The sequence below is a fragment of the Kingella kingae genome (genome assembly GCF_900475905.1).
Taxonomy (GTDB): domain Bacteria; phylum Pseudomonadota; class Gammaproteobacteria; order Burkholderiales; family Neisseriaceae; genus Kingella; species Kingella kingae.
In genome coordinates, this window is sequence record NZ_LS483426.1 from 541,692 (window position 1) to 563,084 (window position 21,393).

A 21,393-nucleotide genomic window follows, 5' to 3' on the forward strand; every position below is an offset into this window, starting at 1 on the left:
TCATGAAAAAATACATTGTATATAGCATGGCGATGTGGCTGGCTGCCTGCGCGTCTTTTGGCGAACAAACGCCGTTGGCACAACCCGTGTCGGGCGAACAGCTCAATTTGCCCAATCAAGCCATTGCGCCGATTTCGCCGACTTGGTGGCAGGCGTATCAAGACGCGCAATTAAATCGGCTCATAGAGCAGGCGTTGCAGCAATCGCCCGATTTACAAATGGTGGCAGCGCGGATTCGTCAAGCACAAGCGGCGCACGGTTTGGCGCAATCGCAACAAGGTGTGCAGGCTGCTTTGAAGGCAAATGGCGCAGGTTTGTTGCATTATTCGCCAGATGATAAAACCGCACCAATTCCAGCAGCGGTGCAAGACGCGATTGGGCACGACATTGCCTATGGCAGCCTGCAATTAAACGCGCAATGGACGTGGGATTTATGGGGCAAGCAAAAAGCGCAAACCGCCGCCGCGCTCGGTCAAGTGCAAGCGCGACAATACGAATGGGTAGCAGCGCGTTTGGCGATTGCCCAAGCAGTCGCGCAACATTATTGGCAATGGCAAACCTTGCGCCAACAAGCCAGCTATATTGAGCAGCGAATCGCCATCAAACAAAAGCAAGAAGCCTTGCTGCAACAGCGTATTCGCGCAGGTTTAATGCCTGCATCGCAAGCCTATCCGATTACAGCCGCTAAATGCCAGTTGCAGGCTGCTTTGCGTCAAATGCAGCAACGCGCCGAACAAACCTTACACGCATTGGCTGCATTGAGTGGCAAAACGCCCAACGATTTGCCGACTTTGCAAGCCAGCCATTTGGCAAGCGTCCCCACTTTGCCTAGCGATACTTTAACTGCCGATTTATTAGGCAAACGCCCCGACATTGCTGCCCAGCGCGAAGCCATTTTGGCGCGTAATCAGTTAATCAAAGCCGCGCGTGCCGATTTTTATCCCAACATTCGCATTAGCGCATTGGCAGGATTGTCGGAGCTGAAAATTGGCAATTTGCCCACATCGGCCAACCTAATGGCAGGATTGTTGCCCAGCGTGAGTTTGCCGATTTTCACATCGGGCGCATTGCAAGCCAATCTCGCGCAAAAACACGCCGAATTTGACGAACAAGTCGCCCAATACAATCAAACCGTGTACCAAAGTTTGCGCCAAGCCGCCAATGCGCTGGTTGCCTACGAGCAAAGCGCACAAGCCTATCGCCTGCAACAAGAAAGCACCGCCATTGCCCAACGCGCAGCACAAGCCGCCGCACGCCGCCACCGCGCAGGGCTAGATAACGGCTTAAACCAACTTGCCACACAGGACGAAGTGCTGGTAGCGCAAAGCCAACAGCTAGACGCACAAGCCCAGCAAAACGCCGCATGGATAAATGCGAATGTGGCATTGGGAGGTGGTTGGCTGCCATAACATAAGGTGCAGGCTGCTTTTTCACGGTTTGTTTGTGTAGAAAAGCAGCCTGCACATTGTTATTTTCATTTACATGATTAAGAGAGAGCATAGCGTTGAGCCGCTCTACCCACGCTTGGGTTGAGTTTACCGAATTCCAATTTCCAAGAAGTTGAAAAATAAAAGTTGTGGAAAAACAGAGAATTGCAAAAAAGTTGTAAAAAAGTGCTAGAAATTATTTGACGGTTTGTGGTGAGTAGCGTATAGTTCGGTTCTTCGCTGCTACGGCGGCGAAGAAAAGAGAATAGCTGACTGATTATACAGAAGTTGGTTAAGTTTTTCAAGGTTTAGAAGTAAGAAGTTCTTTAACAGATAGATTACCGATAAGTGTGAGTGCCTGATGGTCTCACACTGCTTAAAACAGACAAGATTGTTGTTTTAGTTTTTGGTTATACCTTATGGTTGCTAATAATTGAAATAATTCTCTGTCAGTTACTTTGAAGCAGACCAGAAGTTAAGTAAGTTAGAGATTGAACATAAGAGTTTGATCCTGGCTCAGATTGAACGCTGGCGGCATGCTTTACACATGCAAGTCGGACGGCAGCACGAGTACTTGTACTTGGTGGCGAGTGGCGAACGGGTGAGTAATATATTGGAACGTACCGAGTAATGGGGGATAACTATCCGAAAGGATAGCTAATACCGCATACGCTTTGAGAAGGAAAGCAGGGGATCTTCGGACCTTGCGTTATTCGAGCGGCCAATAACTGATTAGCTAGTTGGTGGGGTAAGGGCCCACCAAGGCGACGATCAGTAGTGGGTCTGAGAGGATGATCCGCCACACTGGGACTGAGACACGGCCCAGACTCCTACGGGAGGCAGCAGTGGGGAATTTTGGACAATGGGCGAAAGCCTGATCCAGCCATGCCGCGTGTCTGAAGAAGGCCTTCGGGTTGTAAAGGACTTTTGTTAGGGAAGAAAAGGTTGATGCTAATATCATTAACTGATGACGGTACCTAAAGAATAAGCACCGGCTAACTACGTGCCAGCAGCCGCGGTAATACGTAGGGTGCGAGCGTTAATCGGAATTACTGGGCGTAAAGCGAGCGCAGACGGTTAGTTAAGCAAGATGTGAAATCCCCGAGCTCAACTTGGGAACTGCGTTTTGAACTGGCTAGCTAGAGTGTGTCAGAGGGGGGTAGAATTCCACGTGTAGCAGTGAAATGCGTAGAGATGTGGAGGAATACCGATGGCGAAGGCAGCCCCCTGGGATAACACTGACGTTCATGCTCGAAAGCGTGGGTAGCAAACAGGATTAGATACCCTGGTAGTCCACGCCCTAAACGATGTCAATTAGCTGTTGGGCAACTTGATTGCTTAGTAGCGTAGCTAACGCGTGAAATTGACCGCCTGGGGAGTACGGTCGCAAGATTAAAACTCAAAGGAATTGACGGGGACCCGCACAAGCGGTGGATGATGTGGATTAATTCGATGCAACGCGAAGAACCTTACCTGGTCTTGACATGTACGGAAGAGAGTAGAGATACTCTTGTGCCTTCGGGAGCCGTAGCACAGGTGCTGCATGGCTGTCGTCAGCTCGTGTCGTGAGATGTTGGGTTAAGTCCCGCAACGAGCGCAACCCTTGTCATTAGTTGCCATCATTAAGTTGGGCACTCTAATGAGACTGCCGGTGACAAACCGGAGGAAGGTGGGGATGACGTCAAGTCCTCATGGCCCTTATGACCAGGGCTTCACACGTCATACAATGGTCGGTACAGAGGGTAGCCAAGCCGCGAGGTGGAGCCAATCCCAGAAAACCGATCGTAGTCCGGATTGCACTCTGCAACTCGAGTGCATGAAGTCGGAATCGCTAGTAATCGCAGGTCAGCATACTGCGGTGAATACGTTCCCGGGTCTTGTACACACCGCCCGTCACACCATGGGAGTGGGGGATACCAGAAGTAGATAGGGTAACCGCAAGGAGCCCGTTTACCACGGTATGTTTCATGACTGGGGTGAAGTCGTAACAAGGTAGCCGTAGGGGAACCTGCGGCTGGATCACCTCCTTTCTAGAGAAAAGAAGAGATTGTTAGGTACTCACACTTATCGGTAATTTAGATGAAGATGCGAAGAGCAAGAAGTACACAAAATGGGTTTGTAGCTCAGGTGGTTAGAGCACACGCTTGATAAGCGTGGGGTCGTAGGTTCAAGTCCTACCAGACCCACCAGGATTAGAGAAGCGAATTCAAGTTGTAAAGCTTACGAGAAGTAAGAAATACTGGGGGCATAGCTCAGTTGGTAGAGCACCTGCTTTGCAAGCAGGGGGTCATCGGTTCGATCCCGTTTGCCTCCACCAAGATTAAATAAAATGAAAAATTAGATTGCAAATTAAAGCAAGTTTAGATAAACTGGCGAGCTTACTTTAATTTGCGATATATTTTTTATAAGCGAAAGCTGAGAAGAAGTATAATTAAACGCATCGATCTTTAACAAATTGGAAAGCCGAAATCAACAAACAAAGACAATGTTGTCGATTTGGTTTGGGATGCTGATGCAACAGTATTTCAGGCAGCCTGCAAAGGCAACAAATCGAATAACAAAATTTGGGTGATGATTGTATCAACTAATCTTGAATTCAAAAGGCAAGGTTAGTACACAACAAGCAGTAAGCTTTATCAAAGTAGAGAATCTAAGTTATTTTAGTAGTCAACGCTAAAATAGCAAAGTCAGAAGGTTCTTCAAATGATAGAGTCAAGTGAATAAGTGCATCAGGTGGATGCCTTGGCGATGATAGGCGAAGAAGGACGTGTAAGCCTGCGAAAAGCACGGAGAAGCTGGCAAAAAAGCAATGATACCGTGATGTCCGAATGGGGAAACCCACTGCACTCGTGCAGTATCCTAGTCTGAATACATAGGGCTAGAGAAGCGAACCTGGAGAACTGAACCATCTAAGTACCCAGAGGAAAAGAAATCAACCGAGATTCCGCAAGTAGTGGCGAGCGAACGCGGAAAAGCCTGTATATGATAATGGTTAAGATAGAAGAAGGGATTGGAAACTTCCGCCATAGTGGGTGATAGCCCCGTATTTGAAATCTTAACCATGGTACTAAGTATACGAGAAGTAGGGCGGGACACGTGAAATCCTGTCTGAATATGGGGGGACCATCCTCCAAGGCTAAATACTCATCATCGACCGATAGTGAACCAGTACCGTGAGGGAAAGGCGAAAAGAACCCCGGAAGGGGAGTGAAATAGAACCTGAAACCTGATGCATACATACAGTGGGAGCATCTTTGTGGTGTGACTGCGTACCTTTTGTATAATGGGTCAACGACTTACATTCAGTAGCGAGCTTAACCGAGTAGGGGAGGCGTAGGGAAACCGAGTCTTAATAGGGCGACTAGTTGCTGGGTGTAGACCCGAAACCGAGTGATCTATCCATGGCCAGGATGAAGGTGCGGTAAAACGCATTGGAGGTCCGAACCCACGCATGTTGCAAAATGCGGGGATGAGCTGTGGATAGGGGTGAAAGGCTAAACAAACTCGGAGATAGCTGGTTCTCCCCGAAAACTATTTAGGTAGTGCCTCGAGTATGAGACTGATGGGGGTAAAGCACTGTTATGGCTAGGGGGTTATTGCAACTTACCAACCCATGGCAAACTAAGAATACCATCAAGTTGCTCCTCGGGAGACAGACATCGGGTGCTAACGTCCGGTGTCAAGAGGGAAACAACCCAGACCGCCAGCTAAGGTCCCAAATGATAGATTAAGTGGTAAACGAAGTGGGAAGGCACAGACAGCCAGGATGTTGGCTTAGAAGCAGCCATCATTTAAAGAAAGCGTAATAGCTCACTGGTCGAGTCTTCCTGCGCGGAAGATGTAACGGGGCTCAAATCTATAACCGAAGCTGCGGATATACTTTTGTATATGGTAGGGGAGCGTTCTGTAAGCCTGTGAAGGTGACTTGTAAAGGTTGCTGGAGGTATCAGAAGTGCGAATGTTGACATGAGTAGCGATAAAGTGGGTGAAAAGCCCGCTCGCCGAAAGCCCAAGGTTTCCTACGCAACGTTCATCGGCGTAGGGTGAGTCGGCCCCTAAGGCGAGGCAGAAATGCGTAGTCGATGGGAAACAGGTTAATATTCCTGTACTTTGATTCAATGCGATGTGGGGACGGAGAAGGTTAGGTTAGCAAACTGTTGGAATAGTTTGTTTAAGCCAGTAGGTGGAAAGAGTAGGCAAATCCGCTCTTTCTTAACACCGAGACGTGATGACGAGTGTCTACGGACATGAAGTGACCAATACCACGCTTCCAGGAAAAGCCACTAAGCTTCAGTTGAATCAGAACCGTACCGCAAACCGACACAGGTGGGCAGGATGAGAATTCTAAGGCGCTTGAGAGAACTCGGGAGAAGGAACTCGGCAAATTGATACCGTAACTTCGGGAGAAGGTATGCCCTCTAATGTTAAGGACTTGCTCCGTAAGCATCTGAGGGTCGCAGAGAATCGGTGGCTGCGACTGTTTATTAAAAACACAGCACTCTGCTAACACGAAAGTGGACGTATAGGGTGTGACGCCTGCCCGGTGCTGGAAGGTTAATTGAAGATGTGCAAGCATCGGATCGAAGCCCCAGTAAACGGCGGCCGTAACTATAACGGTCCTAAGGTAGCGAAATTCCTTGTCGGGTAAGTTCCGACCCGCACGAATGGCGTAACGATGGCCACACTGTCTCCTCCCGAGACTCAGCGAAGTTGAAATGGTTGTGAAGATGCAATCTCCCCGCTGCTAGACGGAAAGACCCCGTGAACCTTTACTGTAGCTTTGCATTGGACTTTGAAGTCACTTGTGTAGGATAGGTGGGAGGCTTTGAAGCAGAGACGCCAGTCTCTGTGGAGCCGTCCTTGAAATACCACCCTGGTGACTTTGAGGTTCTAACCCAGACCCGTTATCCGGGTCGGGGACCGTGCATGGTAGGCAGTTTGACTGGGGCGGTCTCCTCCCAAAGAGTAACGGAGGAGTTCGAAGGTTACCTAGGTCCGGTCGGAAATCGGACTGATAGTGCAATGGCAAAAGGTAGCTTAACTGCGAGACCGACAAGTCGAGCAGGTGCGAAAGCAGGACATAGTGATCCGGTGGTTCTGAATGGAAGGGCCATCGCTCAACGGATAAAAGGTACTCCGGGGATAACAGGCTGATTCCGCCCAAGAGTCCATATCGACGGCGGAGTTTGGCACCTCGATGTCGGCTCATCACATCCTGGGGCTGTAGTCGGTCCCAAGGGTATGGCTGTTCGCCATTTAAAGTGGTACGTGAGCTGGGTTTAAAACGTCGTGAGACAGTTTGGTCCCTATCTGCAGTGGGCGTTGGAAGTTTGAAGGGGGCTGCTCCTAGTACGAGAGGACCGGAGTGGACGAACCTCTGGTGTACCGGTTGTTTCGCCAGAAGCATAGCCGGGTAGCTAAGTTCGGAAGAGATAAGCGCTGAAAGCATCTAAGCGCGAAACTCGCCCAAAGATGAGACTTCCCTTGTGGTTTAACCATACTAAAGAGTCGTTCGAGACCAGGACGTTGATAGGTGGGGTGTGGAAGCGCGGTAACGCGTGAAGCTAACCCATACTAATTGCTCGTGAGGCTTGACTCTATCATTTGAAGGACTTTGAAAGTAAACACAAATAATGTAAATACAAAGCAAAGTAATCAAAAAGATAAAGCTTACTGATGAATACAGTTTATCACCGAAATACAGTTGATTAAATAATAAATAACGAAAGAAATTTTTTTCTAACGGCTTACCAATTTGACAGTTTACGTTTGGCGACCATAGCGGTTTGGTCCCACTCCTTCCCATCTCGAACAGGACAGTGAAACAAACCAGCGCCGATGATAGTATAGTCCCTATGCGAAAGTAGGTCATCGCCAAACTCTTTATTACAAACCTCCTGCTAATAATCTATATTCGCAGGAGGTTTTGCTTGCTATCTGCATATTTGTTGCGTAACAAGATAAAACGAAAAAAATGCAGGCTGCTTTGTATGGAAAAAGCAGCCTGCATTTTATTTTGCCTTACCCAAACTGTCGCCGAAAATACAACAACGGCTCGGCTTCATCGTGATGTAAAATCTCGTCTAAGTGAATATAAAACACACCATGCGTTCCCATCACATGATGCTCCACAATGTGTCCGTGTAAATGTGCCAATGCACCTTCAATTTGCAGTTGCCCTGTTTTGCCGCGATGCCAAATATGCTGCTCAAACCGCTCGGCTGGCGTGAGCTTGGTCATGCCTGCAAAATGTTCGGCAACATCTTGTTGATATTTTGCCAACACATTCACGCACAAATATTCGTTTTCCAGCAAAATGGGATAAATACTGGTTTTTTGATTGACGCACAAAACCATAGTCGGCGGCGTGTCGGTAATCGACGTAACGGCGGTCATGGTAATACCATATCGCCCCGCTTTGCCGTCTGTGGTAATCACATGAACGCCCGCCGCGCAAAACGACATGGCTTCACGAAAGTTTTGTTGTATAGTTTTTAAAATCATATTGTTATTATGTGCAGGCTGCTTTTTTATCGATAAACGCGCGTCGCTCGTTTGATGTTGCAAGTGATTTCGTAGCTAATCGTGCCAGCTGCTCGCGCCACTTCGTTCACATTAACCACATCGCCAAATAATTCCACTTCGCTGCCCAAACCTGCGTGCGAATCGGTCAATTCCACCGTTATCATGTCCATCGATACGCGCCCAATCAAGCGCGAACGAATGCCGTTAATCGCCACAGGCGTATCGTTGGCAGTTGCACGCGGATAGCCATCGGCATAACCACACGCCACCACGCCCACACGCGTAGAACGCTTGGTATAAAAAGTCGCGCCATAGCCAATGGGTTCATGCGGTTGCAACACGCGCTCGGCAAACACTTTGCTAACCAAACGCATCACGGGCTTCAAATCGGCATCAAAGCAGCCTGCACGGTCGGTAAACGGCGAAATGCCATACAACGCAATGCCAGCACGTCCCCAATCACGATGTGCTTCGGGATACGCTAAAATCGCCGCCGAATTTGCCAAACTGCTTTCGCCAGCCAAATCCGCGCACGCCAAATCAAACGCTTCTATTTGTATTTCGGTCATGCCGCGTTCCGCGTCATCGGCGCAGGCAAAATGGCTCATTTTCACGATTTTGCCGACTTTGTTGCTTTGCGATAACGCGGTATATGCCGCCGCATAATGGTGTGGGAAAAAGCCAGCGCGATGCATACCGCTGTCCATTTTTAGCCACACCGTTGCAGACTGTTTCCAATCGTGTGCCAATAAATCTTCCAGTTGCACTTGATTATGTACCACCGTCCACAAATTCCATTGCTCAATCAAGTGGTATTCTTGCGCGTCAAACGCCCCTTCCAGTAACACAATCGGCTTGGTGATGCCGTTTTCGCGCAGCTCAATTGCCTCTTCCAAAAACGCCACCGCAAAGCCATCGGCAATATCGTGCAACGCCAACGCACAGCGCACCGCACCGTGTCCATAGGCATTGGCTTTGACCACTGCCAATAATTTGCCACCATGTTTTTCTTTTAAAATACGATAATTGTGGCGCAAATGTTCCAAACGAATTTCACAAACCAAAGGGCGCATTGTTGTCTCCGTGCAGGCTGCTTTGTTGAAAAGGCGTATTATATAGCGATTGAACCGCAAAAAGAATAAATAAAACACTTGCCTAAACAGCATAAAACCCACTAAAATACGCGGTTTTCTGTATTCGTACATTTTTCAAATTTAAGGAAATTTTAACATGGTAGTGATTCGTTTAGCCCGTGGTGGCTCTAAAAAACGCCCTTTTTACAACATCATCGTAGCTGATAGCCGTAGCCGTCGCGATGGTCGTTTCATTGAACGTGTTGGCTTCTACAACCCAGTTGCCAACGAAAAACAAGAACGTGTACGCATCGCTGCTGACCGCTTGAACCACTGGGTTAGCCAAGGCGCACAGTTGAGCGATGCCGTTGCTAAATTGGTAGCAGAGCAAAAAGTTGCTGCTTAATCCATGAGCGACACTCAAAACTGGGTAGGCATGGGCTACATCAAAGGCGCGTTTGGCGTAAAAGGCTGGGTAAAAGTCCAAGCCAGCACCGAATACGCCGATAGCCTGTTGGACTACCCAACATGGCGTTTAGTCAAAGGCAAAGATGTGCAAATTGCCGAAGTGGAATTTGGCAAAGTGGCTGGCGATGAATTGCAAGTCAAATTTACTCACATCAACGACCGCGACGCAGCTGCTTTAATGCGCGGTTACACAATTGAAGTTTCACGCGATGAATTTGCAGAAACAGAAGAAGACGAGTTTTACTGGGCAGATTTGGTCGGTATGCAAGTCGTGAATCGTGAAAACATCGCATTAGGCGAAGTAGCGAAATTGATGGAAACGGGCGCACACGATGTCTTAATCGTGTGTGGCGAACATGGCGAGAAATTGATTCCGTTCGTTTCGCATTTTGTTGATGATGTCAACAAAGAAACGCGCGTGATTACGGTGGACTGGGGTTTGGATTACTGATGTTTATTCAAGCCATTACGCTGTTTCCTGAAATGTTTTGCAGCATTACGGAATTTGGCGTTACAGGACGTGCGTGTCAGCAAAATATTTGGCGATTCAATGCCATCAATCCACGTCAATTTGCCGATAACAAATTGGGCTATATTGATGATAGACCGTTTGGCGGTGGCGTGGGCATGGTAATGATGGCAGAGCCATTGTGCAAAGCCATTGATTCAGCAAAACAAAACCTTTCAGGCAGCCTGAAAACCATTTATTTAAGTCCGCAGGGCGCACCTTTGACCCATCAAAAGGTGGTTGAATTATCGCAAATGGATAATTTGATTTTGCTGTGTGGGCGGTATGAAGGCGTTGATGAGCGTGTTTTGCAGTCGTGCATTGATGAAGAAATCAGCATTGGTGATTTTGTCGTGTCAGGTGGCGAGCTACCTGCGATGATGTTAATGGACGCAGTTTTGCGTTTTGTGCCGAATGTTTTGGGCAACATGGTTTCTGCCGAGCGGGATTCGTTTGCCGATGGTTTGTTGGACTATCCACACTATACGCGCCCAGCAGAATTTCAGGGTATGGCTGTTCCCGATGTGTTGAAATCGGGCAATCATGCGCTGATTGCGGAATGGCGATTGGAACAATCGTTGCGCCGCACTTTACTACGCCGACCAGATTTACTGGAAAAGCGTGATTTAATCCCACAGGAAGCTCGCCTTTTAGCGAAAATTTGCGCTGAAAGCAACGAGTAAATCCATATTATATTAAGGAAAAGTAACATGAATTTGATTGACATCTTGGAACAAGAAGAAATCGCTCGTTTGAACAAAGAAATCCCTGAATTTGCACCAGGCGATACTGTTGTGGTATGGGCGCGTGTGGTTGAGGGTAACCGTACTCGTTTGCAAGCTTATGAAGGCGTTGTGATTTCTCGCAAAAATCGTGGTTTGAACAGCAATTTCATCGTGCGTAAAATTTCTAATGGCGAAGGCGTTGAGCGTACATTCCCATTGTATTCTCCACGTGTGGAAAAAATTGAAGTGAAACGTCGCGGTGATGTACGCCGTGCGAAATTGTACTACTTGCGTGGCTTGACTGGTAAAGCGGCTCGCATTAAAGAAAAATTGCCTGCTCGTAAACAAGGTTAATTTAGTCAATACAAAAAGCAGCCTGCACTTTTATTTGAAGTGCAGGCTGCTTTTTTATTTGTTTACGCGTTTACTGAATCCGTTTGACGATAAATGCAACTGCCATCTACCGCTTTATCTAATTGATTTAAATACTCTTCGTGTTCGGCTAATTCTTCGGGCGAAGCAGCCTGCACTTTCAAATATTCGGGGCGTGGCAACAGCGTGGCGGTGGTAGCGATAACGGGCGATGCGCTGGATTCGGCAACATCGCTGGCAAACGCGGCATCTAGGCTAAACTGTCCGCGTGTCATCGCCAAATACACTTCGCCCAGCAATTCGCAGTCAATCAATGCGCCGTGCAGCACGCGGCGACTTCTGTCCACGTCCAAGCGGTTGCACAATGCGTCCAAGCTGTTTTTTTGCCCAGGATAGCGGTCGCGTGCCATTTCTAGCGTATCTACTACGGTGCAAATGGTTTTGACTTTGGGCAAGCCCACTCGCGCAAATTCGGCATCTAAAAAGCCTACGTCAAATTTAGCGTTGTGGATAATCAGCTCCGCGCCTTTGATAAAATCAAAAATTTGCTGCGCAACTTCGGCAAACACAGGCGCGTTTTCGCTTTCCAGTTTTTCCAGCGTGATGCCGTGTACCGCAATCGCATCGGGGTTGATGTCCCGTTGTGGGTGGATATACAAATGCAGATTATTTTTAGTGAACTGGCGATTGACCATTTCCAGACCTGCAAATTCAATCATGCGGTCGGGATTTTCGGCGGCACTGTGTTCAAAGCCTGTGGTTTCGGTATCCAAAATAATTTGGCGGATAGGGGTTTCGGTCATAAAAGTAGCCTGCACGTTTAGCGATAGGGTTTTTCTATACTTTTAATTAAATCAATAAGATATTTACGCAACTGGGTTTCGCTGCACCCCATGAGTAGCGCGTCTTCAAACGCATCTTGCGCGGTTTGATACAGCTCTTCCATGTTTTGCGACATGACTTTGATTTTTTCGGTACACGATACGGGCGAGCCGTCGTCGCTGTGCCATTTGGGCATTTCGGGTTGTGCCATAAAACGAAGTCTCCCAATTAATTACGAATAAAATTTTGCGCGTTATTGCGTTTGACACGGCGAGCGGTGGCGTAGCGCGTACTCCAATATTGGCTGGATAGACTGGTGATTTCAATATTCTTGCCCGTTCGTGGTGCGTGAATAAAGCGGTCGTTGCCAATATACATGCCAACGTGCGAAATGCGACTGCCTGCGGTGCGGAAAAATACCATGTCGCCAGGTTGTAGCTGACTGCGGCTAACAGGTGTGCCTATGGTGGCTTGTTCGGCAGATGTGCGCGGCAAGTTCACGGCAAAAGCCTTGCGGAAAATGTATTGCATAAAACCGCTGCAATCAAAACCTGTGGGCGATGTGCCACCAAAACGATACGCGACACCCAAAAATCCCATTGCGCTGGAAATTAAATCGTCCACATCGCCGTGGCTATTAGATTGGGGCGCAGGAGTGGCTGGTGCAGCAGGGCGATTACGCGAATTGTTGGTTGCTGTGGCAGCAGGGGCAGCATTATGACGCGGTGCAGGCTGCTCGGTTGCAGCCGATGGGCGTTGTGCGCGCACGTTGGAATTAGTACGTTGTCGAATCAAATCCCCCAGCTCATCGGTGTTATCTGGTTGAGCGGCTTTTTGTTCTGCTTGTTTTTGCTGGATAAATTGACCGAGTGGGTCATCATCTGGATTTGCATGCGCTGGGGAAAACAACGATGTCCCCAATAAAAAGCAGCCTGCAAATCGATAAATTCTTTTTAAATCAATCATGATAAATAGGCGAAAAAAATAAAATAGGCTGCGATTTTCTGATTCAATAAACGAAAATCGCAGCCTGCGTATTTTATCCGATTTGGTGCAAGAAAGTGTTAAAAAACATTAGGGTGTGTTTACATTGTTTGTAAATAATGGCTTATGCCTGCAACAAAGCCACCATTTCGGCTTCAATTTCTTGCGGTGTCATGCTGGGAGCAAAACGTGCCACCACTTCGCCTTGGCGATTAACCAAAAATTTTGTGAAATTCCATTTAATATCATCGCCTTCATGTTTTTCGCCCAACGATGCCAGCGTGAGCAGCAATTCTTTGAATGCGTGTCCGCGGCTAATGTCTTCGGGTTGTTGTTGTTTTAAATAGGCATACAAAGGGTGCGTGTCTGCGCCATTGACGTGGATTTTTTCAAAAATAGTGAATTCTGTACCAAATTTGAGTTTGCACACTCGTTCGTATTCTGGGCTATCTTCTGGTGCTTGTTTTAGGAATTGGTTGCAAGGAAAGTCTAAAATTTCCAAGCCTTGCTCGCGGTATTTTGCGTACATTTGTTGCAGGGCTTCGTATTGAATGGTTAAGCCACATTTGCTGGCGGTGTTCACAATCAACAAAACTTTGCCACGAAAATCGCCCAAGTTTTTGGCTTCTCCTTGCGCGGTGTTTAAAGTGAAATCGTATAATTGAGTCATGATTTTCTCCATAGAATATAGTGAATTAAATTTAGATTAGTACAGCGTTGCCAACTCCCTTATGTACTAGGTGTACACGGCGGTCGTTGTCGCCTTGTCCTAATCTAAATTTAATCCACTGTAAAAGTGCAGGCTGCTTTGAGTTTTGCTCAAAAGCAGCCTGCACTGTGTGATTATTTACGCAAGCCCAAACGGGTAATCACATTGCGATAGGTTTCTGCATCGGTGCGGCGCAAGTATGCCAACAAACGACGACGTGCGCTCACCATTTTCAACAAACCACGACGGCTGTGTTTGTCTTTTGGGTTTGCTTTAAAGTGTGGAGTCAAGTCGTTGATACGGAAAGTTAACAATGCGATTTGTACTTCTGATGAGCCAGTATCGCCTTCTTTGCGTTGGAAATCTTTGACGATTTGCGCTTTTTGTTCTACGGTTAATGCCATTTTGAATGTTTCCTAAAAATAAAATGCCTTGCGGCGGACAAGTTTGTCAAGCTGCATGCAACCAAGACAAACTCCAAAAATTTCGCCCACCAAAGTGAGCGAAGTGGGGATTATGCCAAAAGTGCAGGCTGCTTGCAATCTTAATCTTTGAGTGTTTCCATTAAATCAATCATAAATTCTATGTCTTCTTGCGATACGGCATCAAATCCACGCATATCTAGGTCTTGCAACACTTTTTCGCCATCATCTGTATTGCCGATTTGAATGAATGTGTCACGGAAAAAATCATGCAATTCGGCATCGTCTGGGTGCAATAGAATGACGTGGCATAAATCGCCAATCCGACTTTGCATGAGGGTTTTCATTTGTTGGCGCGTATTTGGCATAAAGTGCAGATAGGTGCTGACTAGGAAAAACGCGGCATCGGCTTCTTGATTGATTAGGAGGCGGGCGGCTTCTTGAAAGGTATCTACTTCTATCCATTCAATATCTTGCTCGGTTAAGTTGGCACTTTCTAACAAACGTAAGCCCAGTAGGCGTAAGTCTTGGTTTTCGGTAACCAGAATTTTGCAGCCTGCTTTTAATTCGTCTGAATGTTGATAGGGGCTATCGGCATAGCTTGTAATCAGCATTTCATCGGAGTAGGCACGGGGTTTAACCAGTGGTAAATAGCCTTGTTCGCGCACCAGTTGAGCTGCATCAAATGGGTTGGCATATATCAAGGTTACTTTTTGGTTACGCAGAATATCCATTTGCTCGCGATGCCCAGCGGGGGTAATCAGGCGAATGGGATTATCGGTAATTTTTTGCAACAAGGTGTTGAGCAAATGCCAGCCTGCAAAGCTTTCGGGCGCAAAATCGGGCGCAATTAAAAAATGAATCATCAAGCATTATCCTTTTTATTGAGCGTTTGCCAATTCGGCTGCGCGTAGGGTGGCATATAATTTTTCGGCTTCTTCAACCTTTTGGCGACTGGGTTTGCGGCGTACCGATGTGTAGCCAACAATTTCGCCGTTGCGAATATTGGGGATGACAGTGGCATAAACCCAATAAAATCCACCGTCTTTGCGCAGATTTTTAACATAGCCGTGCCATTTTTCGCCGCGTTTAACCGTTTGCCACAAATCGGTAAAGGCGGCAGCTGGAATATCGGGGTGGCGCAGAATGCAATGTGGCTGCCCCAATAATTCTTCGCGTTCCCAGCCACTTAAAATCACAAAAGCATTGTTGGCATGGGTGATGATGCCGTCTAAATCGGTACGCGATGTAATTAAACAGCCGTCTGGGAAATGGGTTTCTTCGTCGGTTGTATAAATGGTACGTTCTTGTCCGTCAAAGTAAGCAGCCTGCACTTCTTTGTGTGATACGGTTGGACGAGTCATTGAATTTATTTTCATCACGTATCCTCCTTCTTAATATTGACCCAGTTGTTTGATTTGTTTAACCGTGTCGCGCGTGTTCAGCAAAATTAAACCTAATTTAGCTTCAGCGCGAGCAGTCACAACCAACACGGTTTGTTCGCCTGCTTGTACCAAAACAGTGAAGCCATCATCGCCCTCAACCACTACTTGTTTTAGACGACCGCATTCCAATTCCTTGGTAGCACGCGAACCCAACGATAACAACGCTGCCGACATACCGCCCACGCGGTCTGGGTTGGTGTGGCGATTGAGCAACCAGGCAAGGGCAATGCCATCAACCGATACAATCGCAGATGCCAAAATATCTGGCGTATTATCGTGAAGTTGATTCAAAAAATTCTCTAAAATGGGGTGTGTCATTTTATGCTTACCTCTTATCATAAAAATCAAAAAAGCAGCCTGCACACCAAATGGAGATGCAGAGCTTATAAAAAGGAATGCAGAAAATGGACTCCTGCATTCTCCGTATCAAATGATACAAACTAAAAAAACATATTAATTTGAACTGGATAGCCAATTAAAATCATATGCTGATATATGGGGTATATGTGCAATACATTCATTAAATATAGATAATTTAATAAATCTATTAGCTGGCACGATTATAATAAAGGTTTTGTATAGTCTAAAACCTTTTTTTATTTATGGGATTTATTTTTGTCCTAATTTTGATGTATATCAAATAAGAATAAATCTTGATTAGACAAGTCTGAATTTTTTTTGCAAGCGCGAAATAAACCGTTTGGCAATATTCAAATAGCGTAAATCCGCGTAAAATACGCCCATTTTTTGCAGCGCAGGCAGCCTGCACTTTTTTATTTTATCGATTAGAGAATTATCATGACTGACCAAAACCCAAACCCCCAAGTTGAAGAACAATTGGACGAAAACCAAATCATCGCCATTCGCCGCGAAAAATTGCATGAAATCCGCAAACAACGTGTGGCATTTCCCAACGATTTCCGCCGCGACAGCTTCGCCAGTGAATTGCACGAAAAATACGGCGCGTTGAGTAAGGAAGAATTAGACCCACAAGAAATCCCAGTCAAAATCGCTGGGCGCATGATGTTGAAACGCCAAATGGGTAAAGCCAGCTTCGCGACTATTCAGGACGTAAGCGGTCAAATCCAGTTGTATTTAAACAATAAAGGCGTGAGCCAAGACATTTTAGATGCGTTCAATCATTGGGATATGGGCGACATCGTGGGCGCGGTGGGTACGTTGTTCAAAACCAATCACGGTGAATTGACGGTGCGCGTATCGGAAATTCGTTTGCTGACGAAATCGCTGCGCCCATTGCCGAGCAAGTTTCACGGTTTGAGCGACCAAGAGACGAAATACCGCCAGCGTTATGTGGATTTGATTGCCAATCCCGACAGCCGCGACACGTTTATTAAACGTAGCCAGATTGTTCAATCTATCCGTAATTTCATGGTAAACGAGCAATATTTGGAAGTGGAAACGCCGATGATGCACCCGATTCCTGGCGGCGCAACGGCGAAACCGTTTGTTACACATCACAATGCGTTGGATATGCCGTTATATTTGCGCATCGCGCCTGAATTGTATTTGAAACGCTTGGTGGTGGGCGGTTTGGAGCGCGTGTTTGAGATTAACCGCAATTTCCGTAACGAAGGTATGTCGGTGCGCCACAATCCTGAATTTACGATGATGGAATTTTACGAAGCGTTTTGCGATTACGAGCGCATGATGGAAATGACGGAAGGCGTGATTCGCGCGGCTTCTCACGCGGTAAACGGTACGGCAAAAATCACTTACAACGGTAAAGAAGTGGATTTGGAAAGCCCATTTGAACGCTTAACCATTTTGCAAGCGATTAAAAAATTTAATCCGCAATACACGGACGAGCAACTGCATGATGCGGAATGGCTGAAAAAGGAAATCGTGAAACACGGTGAAAGTTTGCCACACGCGAGCGGTTTGGGCAGCCTGCAATTAGCGTTGTTTGAAGGTTGCACGGAAAGCAAGTTGTGGAATCCGACTTTTATTATTGATTATCCTGTGGAAGTGTCGCCATTGGCGCGTGCTTCGGACACGAAATCGGATTTAACGGAGCGTTTTGAGTTGTTTGTGGTAGGACGTGAATTGGCGAATGGCTATTCGGAGTTGAACGACCCTGAAGACCAAGCGGCGCGTTTCAAATCGCAAGTGGCGCAAAAAGACGCTGGCGACGATGAAGCGATGCATTTTGACGCGGATTATATTCGCGCAATGGAATTTGGTTTGCCGCCGACTGGTGGTTGCGGCATTGGCATTGACCGTTTGGTGATGTTGCTGACGGACGCGCAGACAATTCGTGATGTGGTGTTGTTCCCGCAAATGCGCCCAGAGTAAATATTGGTAATCATAAAAAGCAGCCTGCACTTTAAATCAATAAGTGCAGGCTGCTTCAAATTATGGGAAATGGTATGCAAAATTACGAATTTTAAATTTTTGAAAATGGCGATATTTGGGGCAATTGTGCCGTTTTTCGGTGTCAAGGCGGTGATATATTGTGATGTTTGCGAGTAGTCAATCGTTGGCTACGGCATTTGTTGAGCAATTTCCTGAAACGCAATCGTTAAATGATGAACTCAATAAAATCAATAAAACATCATGCTATCAATTGAAATTTTTTGGGGAAGATTATTGGGATTTGCAAGATTATCCTAATTTATAGTGAATTAAATTCAAACTAGTACAGCGTTGCCAACTCCCTTATGTACTAGCTGTACACGGCGGTCGTTGTCGCCTTGTCCTGGTTTGAATTTAATCCACTATATTTGATACGCCTAACGATGGACAAATTTTTACACGTCAAAATATTGTTGAATTAGAACAAAAATTAAGTGAAATTATTGCTATTCATTCGGAATATTATGCGGCGCAAATCTATTATTTTATTCCTGAAACAAAATCTTTGGCGCGAATGTATGCACGTATGTATAATAAAAGAAAAGGAAATTTAGAAAAATTTCAAACTTGGTCGTTGAAAAATACTCAATTTTTTATTTTGCAAAGAGGTTAAAAAAAATGAAGCACAATCAATCGCAAAATTCACAACAATACAATACCCATGCTATTCAAATTGCCCCGAATGCCAAAGATTTAAAAGCCCAATCGCTGCACGTTTTGCGCCAAGCATTTGATGCCAGTAAACAAGCAGGTACGGTTAAAAAAGTGGTTATAAAAGGACAATAAATGCCCCACCTAAAACCCTATCTAAACCATTTCTCATCGGGTTACGCGATTTGCTCTGTGGCAGGCATATTGCTGCAACAAATCTTTCATATCAAAGCGGCGGCTGGCGCGTTGATGCTGGCTGCCGTTTCGTTTACCGCCTTATACTTCGTCAAAAAAGAACGCCGTGCGCCCATGCGCCAAGAGCAATATTATTTGGCAAAACGTTGCACCATGAGCGCGGTGTTGGGCATTTTGTTGTTAGCGGTGGTGTTCGCGCTGTCGTATGCGTATGCACACGGCATAGACCAAGCACGGCAATGGGCAAAAGTTATCGCTGAAATGTGGTGGCTGGCTGTGTTGCTGTTGCTGGTGTACGCGCTGACATATTTTGGCGCGGCAATTTTTGCGTTTGGCTATTTGGCGAAAACGGAAGCGAAAAAAATCGCGCAAAAATAACAAAGCAGCCTGCACTTTAAATCAACAAAAAGTGCAGGCTGCTTTTCGTGTGCAGATTATTTCTCTGGCAACATTTCTACATAAATCGCGTTTTGCTGCTGCAAAAATTGTGCGGCAGCCTGCACTTGTTGCGGTGTGATTTCGCTCAATCGGCGGCGGATTTCTGCTTCATCGCGATACGAAAAACCAATATTGTGCAACGTTCCCATCAGGCTGCCGCGCACCAAATTTTTGCTCAACCGTGCCGCACTGTGTCCGTCTAGCACCGTACTTAACACGTCTAGCGCGTAGGGCAGGGTGCCGTCCATTTTCTGTAAATGTGGCACGCGATAGGCGAGCATCATAATTGGCTGTTTGGTTTTGCCTGTGATGGATACGGGCGATGTGTCGCGCTGCATGATTTCCGTGTTGTCGGAGCGTGCAGGCTGCTTTTTGCTGGCTAAATTGCCAAAATATTACTGCACCCATTTGAGTGTTTGCGCGGAATCTACATCGCCCACAATCAGCAAATGTGTTCTAGCGCGTGGCTCAAACCTGTTTTACCTGCTTGCTCGTCCATGCTGCCGACTTTGTATCACAGCTAGGTGGACGACTGGGGCGCGGTGGTCTTCTTCAATAATCACGTTTAAGCCGTTGTTTAGTGTGTGTTGCACGGTTTGCGCCAAGCTGGTGTGCAGGGTCAAACAGCTTAGGGGCTATTGACAATTCAAAAGAAGAGGCAAAGGATTTAAGATATTGTTTCCACACAACCATCCTAAACCTTTGCCATGTCCCGAAACACGCTTACAAATGAAACATGGTCAAGACTGTTACCTATTTTGAAACAGCTTGGCATTTATCGCAAGAAAAATTTACGCAAAACAGTAGAAGGTATCCTGTTTCGCTTACGTACAGGCTGCCAATGGGCTGATATACCTAGTTATTTTGGTAAAGCAAACAGCCTTTACCAAAGTTTCAATCACTGGTCTAAACGCGGTATTTTTACCAAATTATTTAAACATTTGGCAGATACACCCGATATAGAATGGGTCTTTATGGACGGTAGCCATATCCGTGTTCATCAACACGGCATGGGTAAAAAATCCATTGTGCATCAAGCTGTCGGTAAGAGTATCGGAGGTCATACGTCTAAAATTCATTTAGCGGTTGATGCTTGTGGTAATCCAATTGAATTTATGATTACAGCTGGTAATGTAAATGAGATTGTTGTTGCGCCTGATTTATTGGCACAATTGGACTTAAGTGATAATGAAACCGTGTGTGCTGATAGAGGTTTTGACAGTGATACTTTTCGTCGGTTAATTCATTCTAAACAAAGTAAAGCCAATATTCCATATAAGAAAAATAGAGAACATCTTAATGTGGACACAGATTGGTATTTATATAAAATCAGGCACTTGGTAGAAAATGCTTTTGCACGATTAAAGCATTTTCGTGCGCTGGCAACACGGTACGATAAATTAAAACGTAATTATGAAAGTACCGTGTCATTAGCTTGTGCTTTGATTTGGTTGAAATTATAGCTAAAATGTCATTAGCCCCTATGCCTAGCCATAAAATCTTGTGTAGGGAATGCATGGTTTTCTTTCGGTGGATTAAATGACGTGATTATAACCAAAAGTGCAGGCTGAGACCTTTGCAAAACCCCATCTTTGGCGCACTTCTTCGTGATGCGCTTCTCGAACGCTTGAAAATATTTCAATATTATCTGCGCGTTCTGCGATGCTATCACTTTGAACTGCACTCAAATCTGGGGTTTTGCAAAAGTGTCAGCCTGCTTTGATAAAACAGAAAAAGCAGCCTGCACTTTGCACTATAATGGCACCATTTCATCACACCCAAACACCATGAACACCGCTTGCCCCTGCCGATCGTCCTTACCCTACGAACAATGCTGTGCGCCCCTACATCGCCAACACGCCCACGCGCAAACTGCCGAGCAACTGATGCGTTCGCGCTATGCCGCCTATGCCACACAAAACATCGCTTACATTGTGCAAACAACCGTGCCAGTGCAACAACATCTGCTGGACACCGCCAGCATTGCCGCGTGGTCGGAGCAAGCCACATGGCTGGGTTTGGACGTGTTGCAGCACATTGCCCACATCAAACCGCATCACGCGCAAGTGGAATTTATCGCCCATTTTGCCGAAAACGGACAAACGCAGCAGCATCACGAATGTTCGGCATTTGTACAACAAAACGGGCGTTGGTGTTTTATTGACCCAACCGTTCCGCTGCCGAGCTTCAAAGCAGCCTGCATTTGCGGTTCGGCGCGTAAATTCAAAGCCTGTTGTGGACAGTTTTTTCGCTAAA

Annotated in this window: 22 protein-coding genes, 2 tRNA genes and 3 rRNA genes; 16 read left to right on the forward strand and 11 right to left on the reverse strand. The window is 46.4% G+C overall.

Going from position 1 to position 21,393, the window contains the following annotated elements; all coding sequences use genetic code 11:
* Positions 1-2: 2 nt before the first annotated feature.
* The 6 genes from DQN52_RS02935 (at position 3) to rrf (ending at position 7,307) form a co-directional block, all read left to right on the forward strand.
* Entirely contained in the window at positions 3-1,409 is a 1,407-nt protein-coding gene (locus DQN52_RS02935) for an efflux transporter outer membrane subunit (protein ID WP_003787887.1), read from the forward strand.
* Between the two features lie 511 nt (positions 1,410-1,920).
* A 16S ribosomal RNA gene (locus tag DQN52_RS02940) occupies positions 1,921-3,457 on the forward strand.
* 82 nt (positions 3,458-3,539) lie between these two features.
* Positions 3,540-3,616, forward strand: a tRNA-Ile gene (locus DQN52_RS02945).
* A 52-nt stretch (positions 3,617-3,668) separates the two neighbouring features.
* Positions 3,669-3,744: transfer RNA gene (locus tag DQN52_RS02950), tRNA-Ala, on the forward strand.
* Positions 3,745-4,137: 393 nt separating this feature from the next.
* Positions 4,138-7,026: ribosomal RNA gene (locus DQN52_RS02955) — 23S ribosomal RNA — on the forward strand.
* 169 nt (positions 7,027-7,195) lie between these two features.
* Positions 7,196-7,307 (forward strand): 5S ribosomal RNA (rrf, locus tag DQN52_RS02960).
* Together the 16S, 23S and 5S rRNA genes with 2 tRNA genes alongside form the textbook arrangement of a ribosomal RNA operon.
* A 141-nt stretch (positions 7,308-7,448) precedes the next feature.
* Here rrf and hpaC read toward each other — a convergent pair.
* Positions 7,449-7,931, reverse strand: a complete 483-nt coding sequence (hpaC, locus tag DQN52_RS02965; protein ID WP_032827906.1) for a 4-hydroxyphenylacetate 3-monooxygenase, reductase component — start codon at positions 7,929-7,931, stop codon at positions 7,449-7,451.
* Positions 7,932-7,957: 26 nt separating this feature from the next.
* The gene (alr, locus tag DQN52_RS02970) at positions 7,958-9,025 is read right to left on the reverse strand and encodes an alanine racemase (protein WP_032827904.1); all 1,068 of its coding nucleotides are present in this window, start codon (positions 9,023-9,025) and stop codon (positions 7,958-7,960) included.
* Positions 9,026-9,182: 157 nt separating this feature from the next.
* Between alr and rpsP the strand changes: the two genes are divergently transcribed.
* Genes rpsP through rplS form a run of 4 tightly spaced genes read left to right on the forward strand, consistent with a single transcriptional unit; the run spans position 9,183 to position 11,080 of the window.
* On the forward strand, positions 9,183-9,431 hold the full coding sequence (gene rpsP, locus DQN52_RS02975; protein ID WP_003788910.1) for a 30S ribosomal protein S16: 249 nt from the start codon (positions 9,183-9,185) through the stop codon (positions 9,429-9,431).
* 3 nt (positions 9,432-9,434) lie between these two features.
* The gene (gene rimM / locus DQN52_RS02980; protein WP_003788908.1) at positions 9,435-9,944 is read left to right on the forward strand and encodes a ribosome maturation factor RimM; all 510 of its coding nucleotides are present in this window, start codon (positions 9,435-9,437) and stop codon (positions 9,942-9,944) included.
* Positions 9,944-10,684 (forward strand): tRNA (guanosine(37)-N1)-methyltransferase TrmD, encoded by a 741-nt coding sequence (trmD, locus tag DQN52_RS02985; RefSeq protein WP_003788906.1) that lies wholly within the window; start codon positions 9,944-9,946, stop codon positions 10,682-10,684. Before rimM ends, trmD begins: the two co-directional genes overlap by 1 nt.
* Positions 10,685-10,711: 27 nt before the next feature.
* On the forward strand, positions 10,712-11,080 hold the full coding sequence (rplS, locus tag DQN52_RS02990; protein ID WP_003788904.1) for a 50S ribosomal protein L19: 369 nt from the start codon (positions 10,712-10,714) through the stop codon (positions 11,078-11,080).
* A 62-nt stretch (positions 11,081-11,142) separates the two neighbouring features.
* Here the strand turns inward: rplS and dnaQ are convergent, their stop codons facing one another.
* The 8 genes from dnaQ to DQN52_RS03035 form a co-directional block, all read right to left on the reverse strand.
* Positions 11,143-11,901, reverse strand: a complete 759-nt coding sequence (dnaQ, locus tag DQN52_RS02995) for a DNA polymerase III subunit epsilon (protein ID WP_003788901.1) — start codon at positions 11,899-11,901, stop codon at positions 11,143-11,145.
* 17 nt (positions 11,902-11,918) lie between these two features.
* Positions 11,919-12,131, reverse strand: a complete 213-nt coding sequence (locus DQN52_RS03000; RefSeq protein ID WP_003788900.1) for a hypothetical protein — start codon at positions 12,129-12,131, stop codon at positions 11,919-11,921.
* 17 nt (positions 12,132-12,148) lie between these two features.
* Entirely contained in the window at positions 12,149-12,886 is a 738-nt protein-coding gene (locus DQN52_RS03005; RefSeq protein ID WP_003788898.1) for a C40 family peptidase, read from the reverse strand.
* A 142-nt stretch (positions 12,887-13,028) separates the two neighbouring features.
* Entirely contained in the window at positions 13,029-13,574 is a 546-nt protein-coding gene (locus tag DQN52_RS03010) for a glutathione peroxidase (protein ID WP_032827902.1), read from the reverse strand.
* 173 nt (positions 13,575-13,747) lie between these two features.
* Positions 13,748-14,017, reverse strand: coding sequence for a 30S ribosomal protein S15 (gene rpsO, locus DQN52_RS03020; RefSeq protein ID WP_003791601.1), 270 nt, complete (start codon positions 14,015-14,017; stop codon positions 13,748-13,750).
* A 140-nt stretch (positions 14,018-14,157) separates the two neighbouring features.
* Positions 14,158-14,901 (reverse strand): PhnD/SsuA/transferrin family substrate-binding protein, encoded by a 744-nt coding sequence (locus DQN52_RS03025; protein ID WP_003788893.1) that lies wholly within the window; start codon positions 14,899-14,901, stop codon positions 14,158-14,160.
* A 15-nt stretch (positions 14,902-14,916) separates the two neighbouring features.
* Positions 14,917-15,414, reverse strand: a complete 498-nt coding sequence (locus tag DQN52_RS03030) for a PAS domain-containing protein (protein WP_003788890.1) — start codon at positions 15,412-15,414, stop codon at positions 14,917-14,919.
* Positions 15,415-15,429: 15 nt separating this feature from the next.
* Complete coding sequence (locus tag DQN52_RS03035) at positions 15,430-15,798, reverse strand: roadblock/LC7 domain-containing protein (RefSeq protein WP_032827901.1); 369 nt, start codon at positions 15,796-15,798, stop codon at positions 15,430-15,432.
* A gap of 480 nt (positions 15,799-16,278) precedes the next feature.
* Between DQN52_RS03035 and lysS the strand changes: the two genes are divergently transcribed.
* The 4 genes from lysS to DQN52_RS03045 all read left to right on the forward strand — a co-directional run bounded on the left by lysS (position 16,279) and on the right by DQN52_RS03045 (position 19,077).
* Entirely contained in the window at positions 16,279-17,793 is a 1,515-nt protein-coding gene (gene lysS / locus DQN52_RS03040) for a lysine--tRNA ligase (RefSeq protein ID WP_003788886.1), read from the forward strand.
* A 163-nt stretch (positions 17,794-17,956) separates the two neighbouring features.
* Positions 17,957-18,118 carry a hypothetical protein gene (locus tag DQN52_RS10900; RefSeq protein WP_170120132.1) on the forward strand — a complete coding sequence of 54 codons (162 nt, stop codon included), beginning with the start codon at positions 17,957-17,959 and terminating at the stop codon, positions 18,116-18,118.
* A gap of 353 nt (positions 18,119-18,471) precedes the next feature.
* Complete coding sequence (locus DQN52_RS10905) at positions 18,472-18,639, forward strand: hypothetical protein (RefSeq protein ID WP_155114362.1); 168 nt, start codon at positions 18,472-18,474, stop codon at positions 18,637-18,639.
* The gene (locus DQN52_RS03045) at positions 18,640-19,077 is read left to right on the forward strand and encodes an ABZJ_00895 family protein (RefSeq protein WP_003788882.1); all 438 of its coding nucleotides are present in this window, start codon (positions 18,640-18,642) and stop codon (positions 19,075-19,077) included.
* Between the two features lie 56 nt (positions 19,078-19,133).
* Here the strand turns inward: DQN52_RS03045 and DQN52_RS03050 are convergent, their stop codons facing one another.
* Complete coding sequence (locus DQN52_RS03050; protein ID WP_003788880.1) at positions 19,134-19,475, reverse strand: hypothetical protein; 342 nt, start codon at positions 19,473-19,475, stop codon at positions 19,134-19,136.
* A 369-nt stretch (positions 19,476-19,844) separates the two neighbouring features.
* Here DQN52_RS03050 and DQN52_RS03055 point away from each other — a divergent pair, with 369 nt between their 5' ends.
* Positions 19,845-20,600 (forward strand): IS5 family transposase, encoded by a 756-nt coding sequence (locus DQN52_RS03055; RefSeq protein WP_111694402.1) that lies wholly within the window; start codon positions 19,845-19,847, stop codon positions 20,598-20,600.
* A gap of 324 nt (positions 20,601-20,924) precedes the next feature.
* The gene (locus DQN52_RS03065) at positions 20,925-21,392 is read left to right on the forward strand and encodes a YchJ family protein (RefSeq protein WP_032827917.1); all 468 of its coding nucleotides are present in this window, start codon (positions 20,925-20,927) and stop codon (positions 21,390-21,392) included.
* The last annotated feature ends 1 nt before the right edge of the window (position 21,393 follow it).